Below are 15,700 nucleotides of genomic sequence, written 5' to 3' on the forward strand. Positions count from 1 at the left end.
GCGGGACGCGGCGGGAGATCGCGGCACAGCGGCGGTGCCGCGCTGTGCCGCGATATCGCCGTCAGCCGGGCAGGCCCCAGCGGCGGCCACTGCCCGCGGCGGGAACCTGATCCGCCTCGAAGACCAGGTCGGCGCCACGGTGTACGAGTGTCAGCGTTTCGCCCTCGCCGAGCCGGAACTGAGCCGTTCCGGGGGCGGAATGTCCGAGCTCCGCCCGGCGCCCCGGGCCCTCGTCGCCGGGGCGGCTCACCCACGCCTCGGTGTCACCCTCGATGCCGTGCCGCAGGGTCAGTGGCCGGCCCGACCCGCCGCGCACCCGCACCGCCTTCGTGTGCCCGTCGTGGCGCGTCGCGTCAAGGACGTACCCGCCGGGCGCGTGCAGCCCGACGACGCGCGCGTCCCGCCAGCCCTCGGGTACGGCCGGGAACACGTCGACCGCGCCACCTCCGGATCCGACGAGGAGTTCGAGAAGGGCCTGCCCCGCCTCGAACGGCGCGGCGGTGAACGGTGATGTGCCGTGCGTGTACAGAGAGTTCGGCGACAGTGTCCCGTCGCCGGTCGCCCCCGTGCGCGTGAGGTGGCGCAGCATCTCCGACGCCCGTTCCGCGTCGCGCAAGGACGCGGCCAGGTACGCGGCCACGGCATAGGACCCGCCGTGCCAGGCGTCCCGCATGCCCGACCAGTGGCCGAAACTGCGCCGCATCAGCTCGCGGTCGCCCTGATCGCTCCACTCCTTCTCCCGCAGGGGCAGCAGCCACAGCAGATGCGAGGGCACCGGATGCGAGCGGCTCGCCCGGACACCGGCTCCGATCATGACGCCGGTGTCGTCCTGGTGATACGGGGTGAGCCGTGCGGCGATGTCCTGCCAACCGGCCATGCGCGGTTCGTCCACGCCGAGTCGGCGGGTGGCGCTGATCAGCGTCGTCACCGCCCACCGCAGAAGGGAGAGGTCGTAGGTGCAGTCGCTGACATCGGCTTGGCCGGGCGAGTGCGTAACGGGCAGATGCAGCCGTCCGTCCATGCCCTCGACGAGGAAGCCGGAGTAGAAGTCCACCACTCGGCACAACGCGGGCCGCAGGAGGTCCCGCAGAACGCGCCGGTCCTCCGTGTAGCGGTAGGCCTCCCACAGTGCGAGCGCGCCCGAGGCGCGCACCGGGTTCTCCGTACGTCCGGCCTTCGACCCCACTCCGGGCAGGGCGCCGGTCACATGGCGATGGCTGTGGTGCGGGCCCTGCTCCAGCGCGGTGGCCACCGGACCGATATCGAGGTGGCCGGACGGGCCGAGCAGCGCGGGGGCGTGGCCGAGGCGCTCGGGGGACGCGTCGGTGACAGCGGCCAGGGTGTACAGCTGGATCCAGTGGAACCGCTGGAGGGTCCGGTCCGGCAGGGAGACGTAACCACGCCGGAAGAAGGCCCGCCACCACGCTCGGTGCCGCGCGATCGTCCCGTCCACGTCGGCCGTCAGCAGGGCGCGCAGCGCGCCCTCGTCCGTCCCGGACCCTTCCCCGGCCGAGGCGGCGAGCAGCCGGTGGGTGCCACTGCCCTGCCGTACCCAGGTCAGGGGCAGCCCCCGGCCGGCCCGGGACGGGGCGGTGAAGGAGACCTGTTCGCCTCCTTCCGCGGTGGTGCGGAGAAGGAGAGCCGGACTGTGCCGGTCCACCAGCGCGGTGAAGACGACGCTGCCTCTGGTGGTGGTGAGCCGCCCGGTCAACTCGGCGTTCCACAGATCCAGTACGCAGGCCAGCCCGGTCGGCGCACCGAGCGGGACGAGGTCCAGTTGGCCGGGGGAGGGATCGTCGGGGCGTATGCCGGGCCCGCCGAGGAGGAGGCGCACACCACGTCCGCCCGGTGCGGCGACGAGCCGCGCGGTCAATCGGCCATTGCCCAGGTACGGTGCGGCGTGCCAGTCCTTCGGCAGCCGGGCCCATTCCATGCGGGCGTCCCGTACGGCGTGTTCGTACGGGTCGGCCGCCGCTTCCCGGCCGGCGTCCGCCCAGGCGCTCGACGCTCCCGTCGCCCAGGCGGTGACGGACACGGCGGCCAGGCCGGTACCCGCCGCCGTACGGATAAAGGTCCGTCTGTCGAATCCGGCGTTCACTGTCGAGGGCCTCCGGCTTCAGGCGATATGCGGGTGGCGGCGGCACGAGTAAGGCGCGCACGCGGCGGACCGACGGGGTTTCACCCGCCCTGTTCACGGCGTGGTCCGCCGAGGCGGTGGCACTTCCGATCGGACAGTTCGCGGTAATTCCTTCTCTCCCCCGGCATGACGGGGGAATTCATCGACCGGATTCCTTCCGGTGGGCCGGTGATTCCGCCGCTCAATACTGGTTCGACCCCCCGTCGCGCACCGGCGAATTGGACCCTACAACCAGCGCGAGAGAGAGTCACCACCCTTAAGTTCCCGACGAATAACCCTCCCGGGAGCCCGTCGGCGGACCACCGGAAGCTACGGCCGCCTCCTACGAAAGTGGCAGGCAGCCGATTCCCATCGTCGGATGTGCCGGCCTGCGCCGATTCCTACGGTAGTGACAACGGCGTACCGACAGGGAGCATGCATGATCAGCCTCAGCGGGCTTACGAAGCGCTACGGTGCGGTCACCGCGGTGGAGAACTTGAGCCTGGAGATCAAGCCCGGCCGTGTGACCGGCTTCCTCGGCCCCAACGGGGCCGGCAAGTCCACCACCATGCGGATGATCCTCGGCCTGGACCGTCCCACCGCCGGCAAGGCACTGGTCAACGGCAAGCCGTACGAGGAGTTGCGCCATCCTCTGCGCGAGGTCGGCGCCCTCCTGGACGCCAAGGCGCTGCATCCCGGGCGGACCGCGAGGGGCCACCTGCTGGCGATGGCCCGCAGCAACGGCATCCCGGGCCGACGGGTCGACGAGGTGCTCCAGGTGGTCGGCCTTGAGTCGGTCGCGGGGCGACGGGTCGGGCTCTTCTCCCTCGGCATGGGGCAGCGTCTGGGCATCGCCGGAGCGCTGCTCGGCGATCCCGGCGTGCTGATCTTCGACGAGCCGGTGAACGGCTTGGACCCCGACGGGGTGCGGTGGGTCCGCCGGATCGCCCGCGAACTGGCCGAGGAGGGCCGGACGGTCTTCCTCTCCAGCCACCTGATGAGCGAGATGCAGCAGACCGCGGACCAGGTCGTCGTCATCGGCAAGGGCAGGCTGATCGCCGACATGCCGATCCTGCGGCTGATCGAGCGCAGTGCGCTGGGCACGGTACGGGTGCGGGTCCCGGAACCCCGCGGCCTGGAGGAGTTGGTGCTGCGCATCGCGTCGGCGGGCTTCATCGCGGACCACGCCGGGGACGACGTGCTGATCGTGCGCGGTGCCACGGCCGAGCAAGTGGGTGACCTCGCCCACGAGGCCTGCACCCGGCTGCACGAACTGAGCCTGCAGGAGCCCTCACTTGAAGAGGCGTACATGGAACTGACTTCCGAGAGCGTCGAGTACGGCACTTCCCGGACCACGAACCGGACGGACGGATCGAGCACATGAACGACGGAACGACGACCGCTCCCGCGGCGGTGGCACACGGTCGCGGCGGGCTGCCCGGCGCCACCGCGGCCGAGTGGACCAAGCTGTGGACCGTACGCTCCACCTGGGTGTGCCTGGCGGCCACGGCGGTGCTCCTCATCGCCTACACCGTCATCGTGGGCGTCTCCGCGCGGTCCTCGCCGCAGGGGGCCGCGGGCGGCGCACCGCCGACCGCACCGCTGGAGAACATCGGCACGGGCGTCATGTTCATGGGGCAGTTCGCCGTGCTGGCCCTGGCAACGATGACGATCGCGACGGAGTACGCGACCGGCAGCATCCGCTCCACCCTGCAATGGGTGCCGGTGCGGCACCGCATGCTGCTGGCCAAGGGCCTTGTGCTGTTCCCGGTGCTGTACGCGGCCGGTCTGGTGCTCACGCCGGTGGCGCTGGGCTCGGCGATCGCGTCGCTGGGCGATATCGCGGACCCGGTGAGCCTGGGCGCGACCGTTCGCCAGGCACTGGCCGTCGGCGGCTACCTCGGTGCGGTCGGCGTGATCATCATCGGGATCGGCGCGGCGGTACGCAGTGTCGCGGGCACCCTCACCGTGGGGTTCCTGGTGCTGCTCGTGCTGCCCATGACCCTGCAGTCCATCTCGGTGGAGTTCATCGCGAAGGCCGCGGACTATCTGCCGGGACCGGCCGGTATGGCACTCATGGGCGTGTCGGAGAACGACACCTACAGCGCCCCGGTAGCCGTCGCGCTGCTGGCCTTCTGGGCCCTGGCCGCCAACGCGGCCGGCTACTGGGTGCTGCGCACCCGCGACGCCTGACGGCGCCGCGCACGCCCCGGACGGGGCGCCCTTGTCGTCCCGGACCCTCCATTCCCCCCGGGGGTCCGGGACTTCGGCCCGAAGGCAGCGCTATTTAAGCGGTGATGAAAAGAAACTGGCGGCGACCGCTTTCCCACAGGGAATTCCCTCCGACTCCGCAGGACAGTGGAACGATCGACACTGACAGGGCAACTGAGCTGCGTTAGTCTCCAGTTGCCCGTCAGCCGTCAATTGCTTCTGGTGGAGTCTCATGCTGCCTTCTGGGCCAGAAATCAACGACAATACGGCCCGCCCTCCGGACAAGGAGGTGGCGGAGTTTTATTCCTGGCTGACGCACATGCGCGACAACGGCCCCGTCGGATACGACGAGTCCATCCGCGCCTGGCAGGTATTCGGTTACGACGAGGCACAAAGGGTACTGTCCGATCCCTCCTTCTCGGCCGACATGCGCGCCGCGAGCCGGGCCGCCGGAATAGACACCTTCGTCCCGCCGGTCATCGAGCGGCTGACCTCCGCCAGCTTCTTCACCATGGACCCGGCCACCCACCGCTCGTTCCGCGGCCTGGTCAGCCAGGCGTTCTCGCGGCGCTTGGTGGAACGGCTGGCGCCCCGGGTCGCCGAGACGGCCCATGGCATCCTGGACGAGCTCGACGGCCTGGAGCACTTCGATCTGCTCGACCGGTTCGCCTACCCCCTGCCGATGATCGTGCTGTGCGAGCTGCTGGGGGTGCCGCACGACGACCGGCGCGCCTTCCAGAGCTGGGCGGCCTCCCTGACCGGCCCGTCTGCGGCGGCCACCGCCGACGGTCAACTCGGCGGCGAGTTGGAGCAGTTGGAGCAGTACCTCCATGAACTGGTCCGCCGGCGCCGCCGGCAGCCGGACACGGATCTGCTCAGCCGACTGGCCACGGCCGAGGTCGACGGCGAGCGACTGACGACCGAAGACGTTGTGAGCCTGGCCGCGGTGATGCTTCTCGCCGGGCACAACACCACGACCATGCTGCTGGCGAACCTTGTCGTGTGCTTGGACGAGAACCCTGCCGCCGCGGCGGCGATACGAGCCGACCGCGGCCTCATCCCCCCGGCCATCGAAGAGGTCTTCCGCTACCGCGGGCCGCTGCCGCGCGCCCTGAGGCTGGCCACCGAGGACTGCCGGATCGGCGAGCACACGGTGTCCGCCGGGGCTCCCGTCGCCGTCTGGACGGCGTCGGCCAACTGGGACGAGAGCCAGTTCACGCACCCGGACCGCTTCGACATCCGCCGCACGCCCAACCGCCATCTGGGCTTCGGGCACGGCATGCATTTCTGCCTCGGCGCCCCGCTGGCCCGCGTCGTGGCCGAGACCGCGATGTCCCTGCTCCTGGACCGCTGTTCGCGCGTCACGGTCTCCCGGAGCATCCCTCTGGAGTATCCGGCGCCCCGGATGAACCTCGCACCGGCCAAGCTCCCGGTGGACGTCCGCTGGGCCCGCTCCGAGAGCCGCTAGCCCACGAGGAGAGGAACAAGACCGTGTCCTACCTCGGGTACCCCAGGCTGAACTTCGCGGGCACGATCCAGACCGACGTGGCCACGGCCAACAATGTGCCGCAGTACTTCGACAACGACCTCTTCGAGCCGCGTTACCAGTGGCGGATGAAGCTGCCCGACGTCAACGGGCTGTGGAACCCGCGCGGGCCTGGCACGCTCCGGCTGGCCGATGTGTCCGTGACCAGCGTCTGCTTCCCGGACGGCCGGCAGGTCACCGACGGGCGGGAGGACCCGGTGGTGGGCGGCCGGCTCGTCGACGACGACCTGCGGACCAACGGCAAGATGGTCGACCTCGACCCGCACAACCAAATGGTGCCGGAGATCTACGGCTGGCGGCCACGCCTGCTCGGCAAGGACGGCGAGGAACTGCTGCGGGGCGACTTCCTCCCCTCCGCCGTGGAGGACCTGTGGCCGCGCGCCGACCTCCCCTCCGGCCGCCCCGATATGTCAGGGGCATACCACTCCGTCCTCACAGGACTGGCCTGGGCACCGGTGCTCGCGTCCCCTTTCCTGCGCGCCCTGCGGGCCCGCACCCAGGACGGAATGCTCTCGGTCAAGGTCACCATGGACGCGGTCGAGGACGGCGTCGAGCACTGGCCGGACAACATCACCCTCGGGCGGATCGTCGGCTCCATCGGTCCCTACTTCTCGGGCGAGCCCAAGCGCTTCCTCGCCGGTCGCAGGCTGCGCAAGGCCGATGACAAGAGCCCGTTGTTCCACGCTCCGTGCCGGGTCGACGAGGAGACGTCCACCGTCTTCGTCGACCTCGGAAACAGTATTCGGGCCACCGGGCGCGGCGGCCCGCTCGTCGATGTCGGGCCGCTCGCTCTGGCCGTACTGGACAAGGACGCCAAGCCCGAACCCCTCGTTCCGCTCACGGGCATCGACGACGGTTTCTACGAGCGCAGCGCGGGGATCGCCACCGCACGGCTGACCCGGCGGCAGCTCGCGCTCGTCTCACGGAGCCGCGTCGCCGTGGTCCGCCCGGCGGACCCGCCCGTCGTCCTGCTGGCCGAGAACGCCGACGCCTCATGGGTCCACGCCGACGGTTTCGTCTTCCGCCTCCACCCCGAGGGCCCGGGCGAGTCGGCGTCCACGACGCTGTACGCGACGCGCTTCGGCCGTCCGGCCGCGGGGGCCCGGCTGTTCCTGGACGCGGGCGAGACCCCCCGGCCCCTGTCTGTCCCGGACGAGGTGATCACGGACACCCGGGGCCGTGCCGTAGTGGCGTTCACGGGAACCGATCCCGGCAACCCTCGCGGGATGATCGACGGCGCCCTCACCGAGGTGTCCTACGGGCCGCTGCACCGCCGGGGCGAACCGGACGGCAAGCTCTCCATCCGTGTCTTCGACGCTTACCGGGCTCCCGAGCATCCGACCTGGCTCCGTGACGTACGACCCGTCTTCCAGCGGTACGCGAACCTGTATCCGGTGATGCGGGACATCCTGGACCTGGGCAACTACAACCACGTCCTCCAGCACCGCACCTACATCCGGCGGACCCTGCTCGTGTCCCCCGACTCCCCCAACCACATGCCCGTCACCCGGGATCTCTCCCCAGGAAAGCGAGACATGATCGTGAGCTGGCTGGACAGCGGCCCCCGGCCGGCGCTCCTCGACATCGACACCGTCGAGGAGCTCAGGGACGTACTGCAACAGGCGATGCTCGTCGAACTGGCGACCGTACCGCCCTATTTGGCGGCGCTGATGTCCATCAAGCCCGGCCACAACGTGAAGATCGCCCAGCTGATCCGGGCCGTCGTGCTGGAGGAGATGCAGCACATGGCACAGGTGTGCAATCTGCTGAACGCCGTCGGCGGGCAGCCGCGGATAGGCCGCCCGGGGCTTGTGCCGACCTATCCCGGAGCACTGCCCGCCGGTGTCCTCCCCGACCTCCAGGTCAGGCTGCGCAAGCTGTCGCTGGAGCACGTACGGGACGTATTCATGGCCATCGAACAGCCGCAGCACCCGATGGTGGACGGCAAACCGTTCAAGGGTCATGTCATCTCCCCGACGAGCGTGCGTGTCACCCGCGACGGCGAGGTGCGTCATGTGGAGAAGAGTGCCGTCGACGCGCTCAAGGACTGGTTCTCGAAGGCCGAGTACGAGCCGCAGACCATCGGGTGGCTCTACAACCGCATCGCCCGTGCCATCATCCGCCTCGACGAGAACGGCAAGCTGTTCAGCGGAGACCCCGCCCGGCAGGTCGGCTGGCCGGACGCGCCGGGGACGCTGTACAAGGTCACCGACGGCCGCTCAGCCCTCCTCGCCATCCATCAGATCGTGGAGCAGGGCGAGGGCTCTCCGCACGATCTGGACGACGACGGTCTGGGTGAGCCCGGGGAGCTGGGCCATTACTACATGTTCGAGGAGATCGTCGAGGGCCGACAGCTCGCACGCGACAGCAGCGGCAAGTGGAGCTACACCGGCCCGGCGATCCCGTTCGACCCCGACGGGGTCCACCCGACCATCGACGATCCCGACACGTACCGGCTGCCCGCGGACTCTCTCGGGCGGCGCGAGTCACTGCGCTGCGACGCCTCCTACACCAACCTCCTCACGGGCCTGAACCGGGTGTTCAACGGCCATCCGGAGGAGCTGGACGACGCCGTGGGGCTGATGTTCCAGGTTCAGGTCGAGGCCAAGAAGTTGTTGGCCATCCCCTCGGCTGAGGGCGCGAAGACCGTCCTGGGCCCCGCGTTCCAGTCGCCCGGCGTCAGCCTCGGTCAGTGAATACGGCCGACGGACCGGAGAGCCGGGCCGCGCACGCCGCACACCATCCCAGCCAAAGGAGACACCGTGAGCCGCCCATCGACAGTGCCCTCCCTCCACCGCGAGCACGAAAGGGGCGACGGGATGCTGAGAATGCACTGCAATGAGAACCCGTACGGCCCTCCGCCGGGTGTGATCGCCTCGGTCACCAAGGAACTCGAAGGCCGGTGCGCCACCTACCCGGACAGCGACGCGACCGCACTGCGCGAGCGGCTGGCCGAACACCTTTCCGTCACCGCCGACATGGTGGCGGTGGGCAATGGCGCCGACGAGCTGGTGCTCCTCATCTCCCTGGCATCGGCCGGCCCCGGCGAGACGGTCGTCGCCACGGAAACGACGTTCCCCGGGTACGTCACCTCCGCGGCCGTGGCCGGGGCAACGGTCCGTACGGTCCCGCTGGCCGACAATCGCGTCCCGGCCGCGGGGCTGGCGAAGGCCCTCGCCGACGACGTCCGCCTGGTCTTCGTCTGCAACCCGCACAATCCGACGGGCACGCTGCTCGCTCCGGACGCCGTCGAGGAGATCATCAGCGCCGCCGAACGCGTCGGTGCGACACCGGTCTTCGACGAGGCGTACATGGAGTTCGCCGGGTCCGGTTTCGACCACGCCATGGACGCGGTGCGCGCGGGCCGGCGGCTGCTGGTGATCCGGACCTTCTCCAAGGCGTGGGGGCTGGCTTCGCTGCGCGCCGGATACGCCGTCGGCCCCGCGGATCTCATCGCGGGCATCCAGGACGTCCGCCGGGCGCTGCCGTTCAACATGAACAGACTGGCGCAGCAGGCGGCCCTGGCCGCCCTGGACAGCAAGGACCACATCGCGGAGGTCCGCGAGCGCACCGCCGGGGAACGGGAGCGGCTGTGCCGGGGCCTGGCGCGGCTCGGTGTGGGGTTCGTGCCCTCGGTCACCAACTTCGTGATGGTCAAAACACCCGGGGACAGCGCCCGGTTCGCCTCGCGGCTCGCCGATGAGCACGGCATCCTCGTACGCGATCTGACGCTCTTCGGGCATCCGGGCCATATACGGGTCACCGTGGGGACCTCCGAGGACACCGATCGGTTCTGCGGGGCGCTCAGCAAGCTGCTCGCCTCGCCCGGCTCGCACGCGGCGCGTGGCCACGGCCTCGGAGCCGCGCGTGACAAGGTCGCCGTGCCGACCCTGGACGCCGTCGCGCCGGAGGATCTCTTCAACGGCTATGTCGGCGCGCACGTCGTGTTCGCGCTGAGCAGGCTGGGTGTGTGGCAGCGGCTGTCGGAGCGGCCCGAGTGCACGCTGGACTCGCTGACCGCCGCCTCGGGCGCCGACCCCACTGGGCTGATGGCGATGCTGCGGGTGACCGCCCTGTTGGGATACGTCGAGCTGCGGCCCGGCGACACCCCCACCGTCACCCTGACCTCGTCAGGACGGGACCTCGTACGGCTGCGGGGCTTCTTCACCTGGGGCGTCGGCGGCTACCGCGACGTCCTGGGCGGTCTGTCCGGTCTCGCCCTGGGCACCTCGGTCTTCGAGGGGGACATCGACCGCGACGGCGCGATGGTCGCCGTCGGCTCGGGCGAGGTGGGGCGTGAGCTGATGCTGCCGGTCGAGGAAGAGGTGCTGACCACGGTCGATTTCGGCACGGTCGCCGACCTCGGCTGTGGGGACGCCACCCGGCTGCTGCGGCTGTGCGGCGGGAACGTGGCCCGGCGCGGCACCGGCATCGAGATCAACAAGGCGGCCTGCGGACAGGCGTCCGAGCGGGTCGCGGAGGCGGGGCTGGCCGATCGCATCGAGATCGTGCACGGCGACATCCTGGGCTTCACCGACCGCACATTCCCTGGGATCGACCTGGTCTCCAGTTTCCTGATGATGCACGACCTGTTCGATGCCACCGGGGATCCGGTCGGGGTGATGCGTACGCTGCGCCGGGTTTTCCCGGACGCCAAGCGGTTCCTGATCGCCGACACCGTGGCCCAGGAATGGGAGGCGCACCAGGGGCCGTTGCCGGTGTTCTCGGTCGGCTTCGAACTGGTTCACGCGTTCATGGACACGCCCATCATGAACCGGACCACCTATGAGAACGCCTTCGCCGGGGCGGGGCTCCGGGTCGAGCGGCGAGAACCGCTGGGGGCTCCGTCGACCTGGCTGTGGCTGCTGTCCACCGAATGAGGTGAGGGGGGAACCACCGGACGCGAGGGAGGGGCGGTCGCCGTAGCGACCGCCCCTCCCTCGCGTCCCGGCCTCAGCCCACGGAGCGGGCGGGGGTGTCGGCGGCGCGGAAGAACCCCAGGATGCTCTTGTTCACCGATTCGGCGTTCTCAAGGTAGCCCCAGTGCCCGGCGTCCGGGATGACTTCGAAGCCGGCGCCCGGGATCGTGGCGGCCAGTTCCTCCCCGGCCCTCGGCGGGGTGATCAGATCGTCGGCGAACGAGATGACATGGCAGGAAACGCGGATGCCGCTGTACGCGCCGCGGCGGTCGGGCATCGGCTCCAGCGCCAGCTGGGCACCGCGGCCCGCTTCGTGCTGGGGTGACATCTCCATCACGTCCAGCCAGTCGACGATGCTCTGCTCGTCGTCGAGGGTCCGGGGCGCGAGGCTCTGCATCGCCTGGACCACTGCCCGGTAGAGCGGGGGGAGCGGCACCCCCGTTTCGTGCAGCTCCCGTTCGGCCCTGGCCAGTGCCGAACGGAGCGCGTCGCTGCGGGCCCGGCTGGCCATCAGCACGGCCTGGCGCACCAGTTCCGGCCGGGCCAGAGCGAGCTCCTGCGCGACATACGCGCCCATGGATGTGCCCACGATCCGCACCGGCCCCAGAGACAGTGTGTCGATCAGCGCGATGACGTCCGCCACCATGTCCTGGACGGTGAACCCGTCGACGCACACATCGGTGGGCGGGATACCGCGGTTGTCGAAAGTGATCACTCGGTAGCCGGCCGCCGTCAGCGCCGGTACCTGGTGAAGGTGCCAGGCACGGCCCCCGCTGCCGGAACCCATGATCAGGACGACGGGTTCACCGGAGCCGCTGTCCTCGTAGTTGAGACGGATGCCGTTGACGGTGAGGAGGGGCATGGTTCTCCTATCTCCCGGTCAGAATGAGGGTCCGCAGCCGCGGTGAGGCAAGAATCTCCTCCTGGGTGAACCGCTCACGGACCCACGTACCAGCGGCGTAGAGCCGCGTCTGATCGGCGTAGTGCGGGGAGGTGGGGGCGCCGGACTGTGCGTAGGTGAGCAGCGACGAGGTGCGGGGCGCGCCCCTGTCGGGGAACTCCGTCACCTGAAGGAAACTGGATCCGGCCGTCACCTCGGTGTTGCCCGCCGCGGCGTCCCACTTGGGTGTGATCACATTCAGCACGCCGAGTTCGTGCGGGCCGCCGTGGAGGGGGATGCGCTCGCCGTTGCGGACCACGTACTGATGGTCCCCGAGTCGGGCGTCCAGGCGGATGCCGGCCGTACGGAGCTCCGCGGCCGCGTCGCCGAACGCCCGCCGCACCTCCGGATGGTCCACGTCCAGGGTGTTGGGCGTACGCAGCGGGTCGGCCGGGTCGAAGCCGACCTGCCACGGACCGCCCGCCACGGAGGCGGCCTTCGCCACGAAGCGCGCGAAGAGCAGCGAGCCGCGGCTCTGGAGGCTGTATCGGCCGTCCCAGTCGGCCAGCGCCTCGCAGGCGGTCGACACATCGACGGGCCCCTGGGACGACGGCGCCGCTCCGTCGGGGAACGACCGGCACATCACGGCGGTGTCGGCGGCGGCCAGTTCGGCCGCCCTGCTGTGGTCCCGGAAGAGCATTCGCTCCATCGTCGTACGCGAGAAGCCTCTGCCGGGCAGCCCGTCCGTGCCGGCCAGACGGCGCTGCACGGAGAGGATGCCCTCTTGGGTGCGCAGGGAGCGCGGGGTGCCGGTATCGCCGACGATACGGGGGTAACCGGTCAGCGGGGCCCCCGGGTTGGTCAGCCAGGGACTGTTGTTGGAGTTGGTGACATAGTCGTCGCGGGCCAGTCGTGGGAGCCGTCCGGGTCCGAGCAGGCCGGGCTCCACCGCGTCCGGGTCGCTTCCCCAGGCGCACGCGCCGCGCCCCCCGTTGAGGACGGGGACCCCGCTGGTGGCGAACAGCCGCTCTCCCAGTGGGGTGGAGCATTGCTTCGCCAGTTCGTCGGTGACGTGTGGCACGACCTGAATGTCGGAGTAGTACGCGTCGCCCCGGCGGTCCACCGCCACGGTGTTGACCCACGGCAGGCCCTGTGTGCGTGACTGCACCCGGCGCACCTCGTCGGTGTCCCCGGCCCGCCCGAGGCCGAGCCAGGTGTTCAGGGCCCGCAGGTTGGTGGCATTGGCGTCCCGCAGCGTGAAGGCGGTGCCGTTGCCCCAGGGCAGCGGGAAGCCGCCAGGTCCCGCGCCGATCACGGGCCCGTAGCGGGTCTCCCACAGCGTCCGCTCAACCGTGCCGGTCGTCCCGTCCTTCTCGCGGACCCGCACCTGGACGCGATGGCTCTTCATCGCCTCCGGCACGCCGTCGACGAGATATCTGGTCGGCTCCCCGGGTACGAGCGGTACTTCGTAAAGCCCGTAGGTGGTGGCCGTGGAGACGGTGTGGGTCCACGCGACGTTGTGGTTGTGGCCGATGAGCACGGCGGGAAAGCCCAGCAACGAGGCGCCGGAGACGTCAAGTCGGCCGGGTATCGTCAAGTGGCTCTGCCAGAATCGGCGCACGCCGTGCCAGGGGAAGTGCGGGTTGGCGAGCAGCACGCCGCGGCTGCCGCTCGTACCGTCGGCGCCGATCCCGAGAGCGTTGCTGCCCATCTCACCGTCGCCGCGGGCGGCGCGGATCGCGGCGTCGAGTCCGGCCGCCGCCTCCGCGGGTGGCGCGGGGACCGGGCCGTCCCCGGCGGGCGGGCGGGCGCCGGCGATGCCGTCCATGAAGGAACCCGCGCCGGACATCGTGGTCACCGCGTGGATGTGCCGGTACACGTCGATGGGGGCGATGGGGCGTACCCACGACTTACCGCGGCAGGCGGGGTCGATGACGCCCTTCGCCGTGGCCTCGGCGATATGGCGGTTGTAGCCCTGGACATAGCCGCGCACCAACTGCGCGACCTCTGGTTCCGGGCCGAGGGGCGGCGGTTGACCGACGAGCCGCTCCACGGTGCCGGAGTCCTTGAGCCGCTGGAAATACAGATCGCTGGTGAGGCTGTCGGACGCCGCGCCCAGACCGGGATTGGCGGGGGCGTCGGCGCCGAAGTGGCGGGAACGTTCGGCGTTGACCGTAAGGTACGCGTCGGCGAGGACACACAGGTTGTCCTTGGCCGACGCGTACCCGTAGCCATAGCCGAGCCCCGGGTAGTCGGCCGCCGTGATGTGCGGCATGCCGTACTCGGTGTACTGGATCACGACACGGCGGTCGTGGCCGGTGGTGCCGGTGGCCGGTGTGGTGGAGGCGGGCGCGGCGGCGAGCCCCACCAACGTGATCCCGGCCACCAGAGAGGCCACCGCCCTACGGGTTCGTACGAGCAGCCGGGTCACGCGAGGCATCCGTGCCGCCCCCTTCCTGTGTCCGTTCCGTCAAGTCGCCCGTCATCAGGGGGCGGGGGTTACGGGTGCCGGCTCAGCCGGCGTCGGCCTTCTCCATGGCCTCGATCAGGCTCTTGGGCCGCATGTCGGTCCAGTTCTCGTTGACGTAGTCGAGGGCCGACTGCCGGTCCGTCTCCTTCAGGGCGACCTGCCACCCCGCGGGTACCTCCGCGAACGACGGCCACAGCGAGTGCTGGCCTTCGTCGTTGACCAGGACCAGGTAGGTGCCGTCGGCGTCCTCGAACGGGTTGGTGCTCATCTGTGTCCTCCTCAGCTGGTGCCGCGATCACACGGTCGCGCCACGCGTCTCGTCGTACCGGGCGAGTCCCGCCGGATCCGGCTCGAAGCGCACGGGCAGCGCGCTGAATCCGGCCAGGAAGTTGGAGTGGATCCGCTGTGCCGGGCCGACGACCTCAAAGCCTTGGGCGAAGGTCCTCAGCGCGGACAGCAGTTCGGAGAGCTCGACTCGGGCCAGATAGGCACCGAGGCAGAAATGCGGCCCGTATCCGAAGGTGATGTGTTTGTTGGGTGTACGGTCCAGGGCGAAGGTCCCGGGATCCCGGAAGACGGCCTCGTCCCGATTGCCCGAGGCGTGCCACAGGGTGACGATGTCTCCCGCCGCGATCCGTACGCCGCCCACCTCGATGTCGTTGAGGCACGTGCGCCCGAAGTGCATGGCGGGTGAGGCCCAGCGCAGCACTTCCTCGACCGCGGAGCTGAGGCTCACCTCGCCGTCGCGCAGCAGTTGCCACTGCCGCGGGTGGTGGGACAGCGTGTACACCGAGTCGATCATCGAAAGGCGGCTCGTCTCATCACCTCCGATGATGAGGCTGTAGCAGTTGAGGATCATCTCGTCCTCGGTCAGGGTCCGGCCGTCGATCTCACCGCCGGCCAGCACGCTGATCACGTCGTCGCCCGGAGAGCGCCGTCGCTCTTCGACCAACTCGCCGAAGTACAGCAGGATTTCATTGCGCGCCATGAGCGCGTCCGTCTCCTGGGCGTCGGCGGCGTCGGAGCTCAGGGCGGACTTCGTCAGGGAGAGCAGGAATTCTCGGTCGGCGGCGGGAACGCCCAGCAGATCCGCGATGGTCCCCATCGGGATATGGCTCGCGATGTCCTCGGCGAAGTCACAGACGTCCCGCTTGACGGCCTCCGCCACCAGCCTCCGTGTATTCGCCCGCACCCGGTCGGATATTCGCTCCAAGGCGCGCGGGGAAAAGGCTTTCAGCATGATCTTCCGGAGTTCGCGATGCCGGTGGCCATCGGTGACGGCGAGCATCTGACCGGATCCTGAGTCCCCGCCGGCCAACAGAGTGACCAGCAGGTTTCCCCGCTCCGAAGTGAAGTTCACGTCGTCGCGATAGACGTCCATGATGTCCGCGTACCGACTGATCACCCAGAAGCCGGGATTCTTCCCCAACGGCGGGTGCCAGTACACCGGACGCTCCGACCTGAGCTGTTTCCAGAACCCTGCCAGATCACGTCCGTTGAAGGTCTGCGGGTCGGCAAGGTCAACACCCTGGATTAATTCCGTCATGCCGCGGATTAC

The 15,700-nt window shown here is 69.9% G+C and carries 10 protein-coding genes; 5 read left to right on the forward strand and 5 right to left on the reverse strand.

Annotated elements, in window-relative coordinates; translation table 11 throughout:
• Window positions 1-61: 61 nt before the first annotated feature.
• Window positions 62-2,098, reverse strand: coding sequence for a glycoside hydrolase family 95-like protein (locus AB0M67_RS32185; RefSeq protein ID WP_365751084.1), 2,037 nt, complete (start codon window positions 2,096-2,098; stop codon window positions 62-64).
• A 457-nt stretch (window positions 2,099-2,555) separates the two neighbouring features.
• Between AB0M67_RS32185 and AB0M67_RS32190 the strand changes: the two genes are divergently transcribed.
• The 5 genes from AB0M67_RS32190 to hisC all read left to right on the forward strand — a co-directional run bounded on the left by AB0M67_RS32190 (window position 2,556) and on the right by hisC (window position 10,753).
• Window positions 2,556-3,500: an ABC transporter ATP-binding protein gene (locus AB0M67_RS32190; RefSeq protein WP_365751085.1), complete on the forward strand. Its 945-nt coding sequence runs from the start codon at window positions 2,556-2,558 to the stop codon at window positions 3,498-3,500.
• Window positions 3,497-4,309, forward strand: a complete 813-nt coding sequence (locus AB0M67_RS32195) for an ABC transporter (RefSeq protein ID WP_365751086.1) — start codon at window positions 3,497-3,499, stop codon at window positions 4,307-4,309. Before AB0M67_RS32190 ends, AB0M67_RS32195 begins: the two co-directional genes overlap by 4 nt.
• Before the next feature lie 307 nt (window positions 4,310-4,616).
• Window positions 4,617-5,795: a cytochrome P450 gene (locus AB0M67_RS32200; RefSeq protein WP_365751087.1), complete on the forward strand. Its 1,179-nt coding sequence runs from the start codon at window positions 4,617-4,619 to the stop codon at window positions 5,793-5,795.
• A 23-nt stretch (window positions 5,796-5,818) separates the two neighbouring features.
• Window positions 5,819-8,569 carry a ferritin-like protein gene (locus AB0M67_RS32205; protein WP_365751088.1) on the forward strand — a complete coding sequence of 917 codons (2,751 nt, stop codon included), beginning with the start codon at window positions 5,819-5,821 and terminating at the stop codon, window positions 8,567-8,569.
• A 66-nt stretch (window positions 8,570-8,635) separates the two neighbouring features.
• Window positions 8,636-10,753, forward strand: a complete 2,118-nt coding sequence (gene hisC, locus AB0M67_RS32210; protein WP_365751089.1) for a histidinol-phosphate transaminase — start codon at window positions 8,636-8,638, stop codon at window positions 10,751-10,753.
• A 73-nt stretch (window positions 10,754-10,826) separates the two neighbouring features.
• Here the strand turns inward: hisC and AB0M67_RS32215 are convergent, their stop codons facing one another.
• The 4 genes from AB0M67_RS32215 to AB0M67_RS32230 all read right to left on the reverse strand — a co-directional run bounded on the left by AB0M67_RS32215 (window position 10,827) and on the right by AB0M67_RS32230 (window position 15,688).
• Window positions 10,827-11,654 (reverse strand): alpha/beta hydrolase, encoded by an 828-nt coding sequence (locus AB0M67_RS32215; RefSeq protein WP_365751090.1) that lies wholly within the window; start codon window positions 11,652-11,654, stop codon window positions 10,827-10,829.
• Between the two features lie 7 nt (window positions 11,655-11,661).
• Complete coding sequence (locus AB0M67_RS32220) at window positions 11,662-14,112, reverse strand: penicillin acylase family protein (RefSeq protein ID WP_365751091.1); 2,451 nt, start codon at window positions 14,110-14,112, stop codon at window positions 11,662-11,664.
• Window positions 14,113-14,185: 73 nt separating this feature from the next.
• Complete coding sequence (locus AB0M67_RS32225; RefSeq protein ID WP_365751092.1) at window positions 14,186-14,410, reverse strand: MbtH family protein; 225 nt, start codon at window positions 14,408-14,410, stop codon at window positions 14,186-14,188.
• A gap of 27 nt (window positions 14,411-14,437) precedes the next feature.
• Window positions 14,438-15,688, reverse strand: coding sequence for a cytochrome P450 (locus AB0M67_RS32230; RefSeq protein WP_365751093.1), 1,251 nt, complete (start codon window positions 15,686-15,688; stop codon window positions 14,438-14,440).
• Window positions 15,689-15,700 lie beyond the last annotated feature (12 nt).

It is taken from the genome of Streptomyces sp. NPDC051662 (genome assembly GCF_040681655.1).
Lineage (GTDB): Bacteria > Actinomycetota > Actinomycetes > Streptomycetales > Streptomycetaceae > Streptomyces.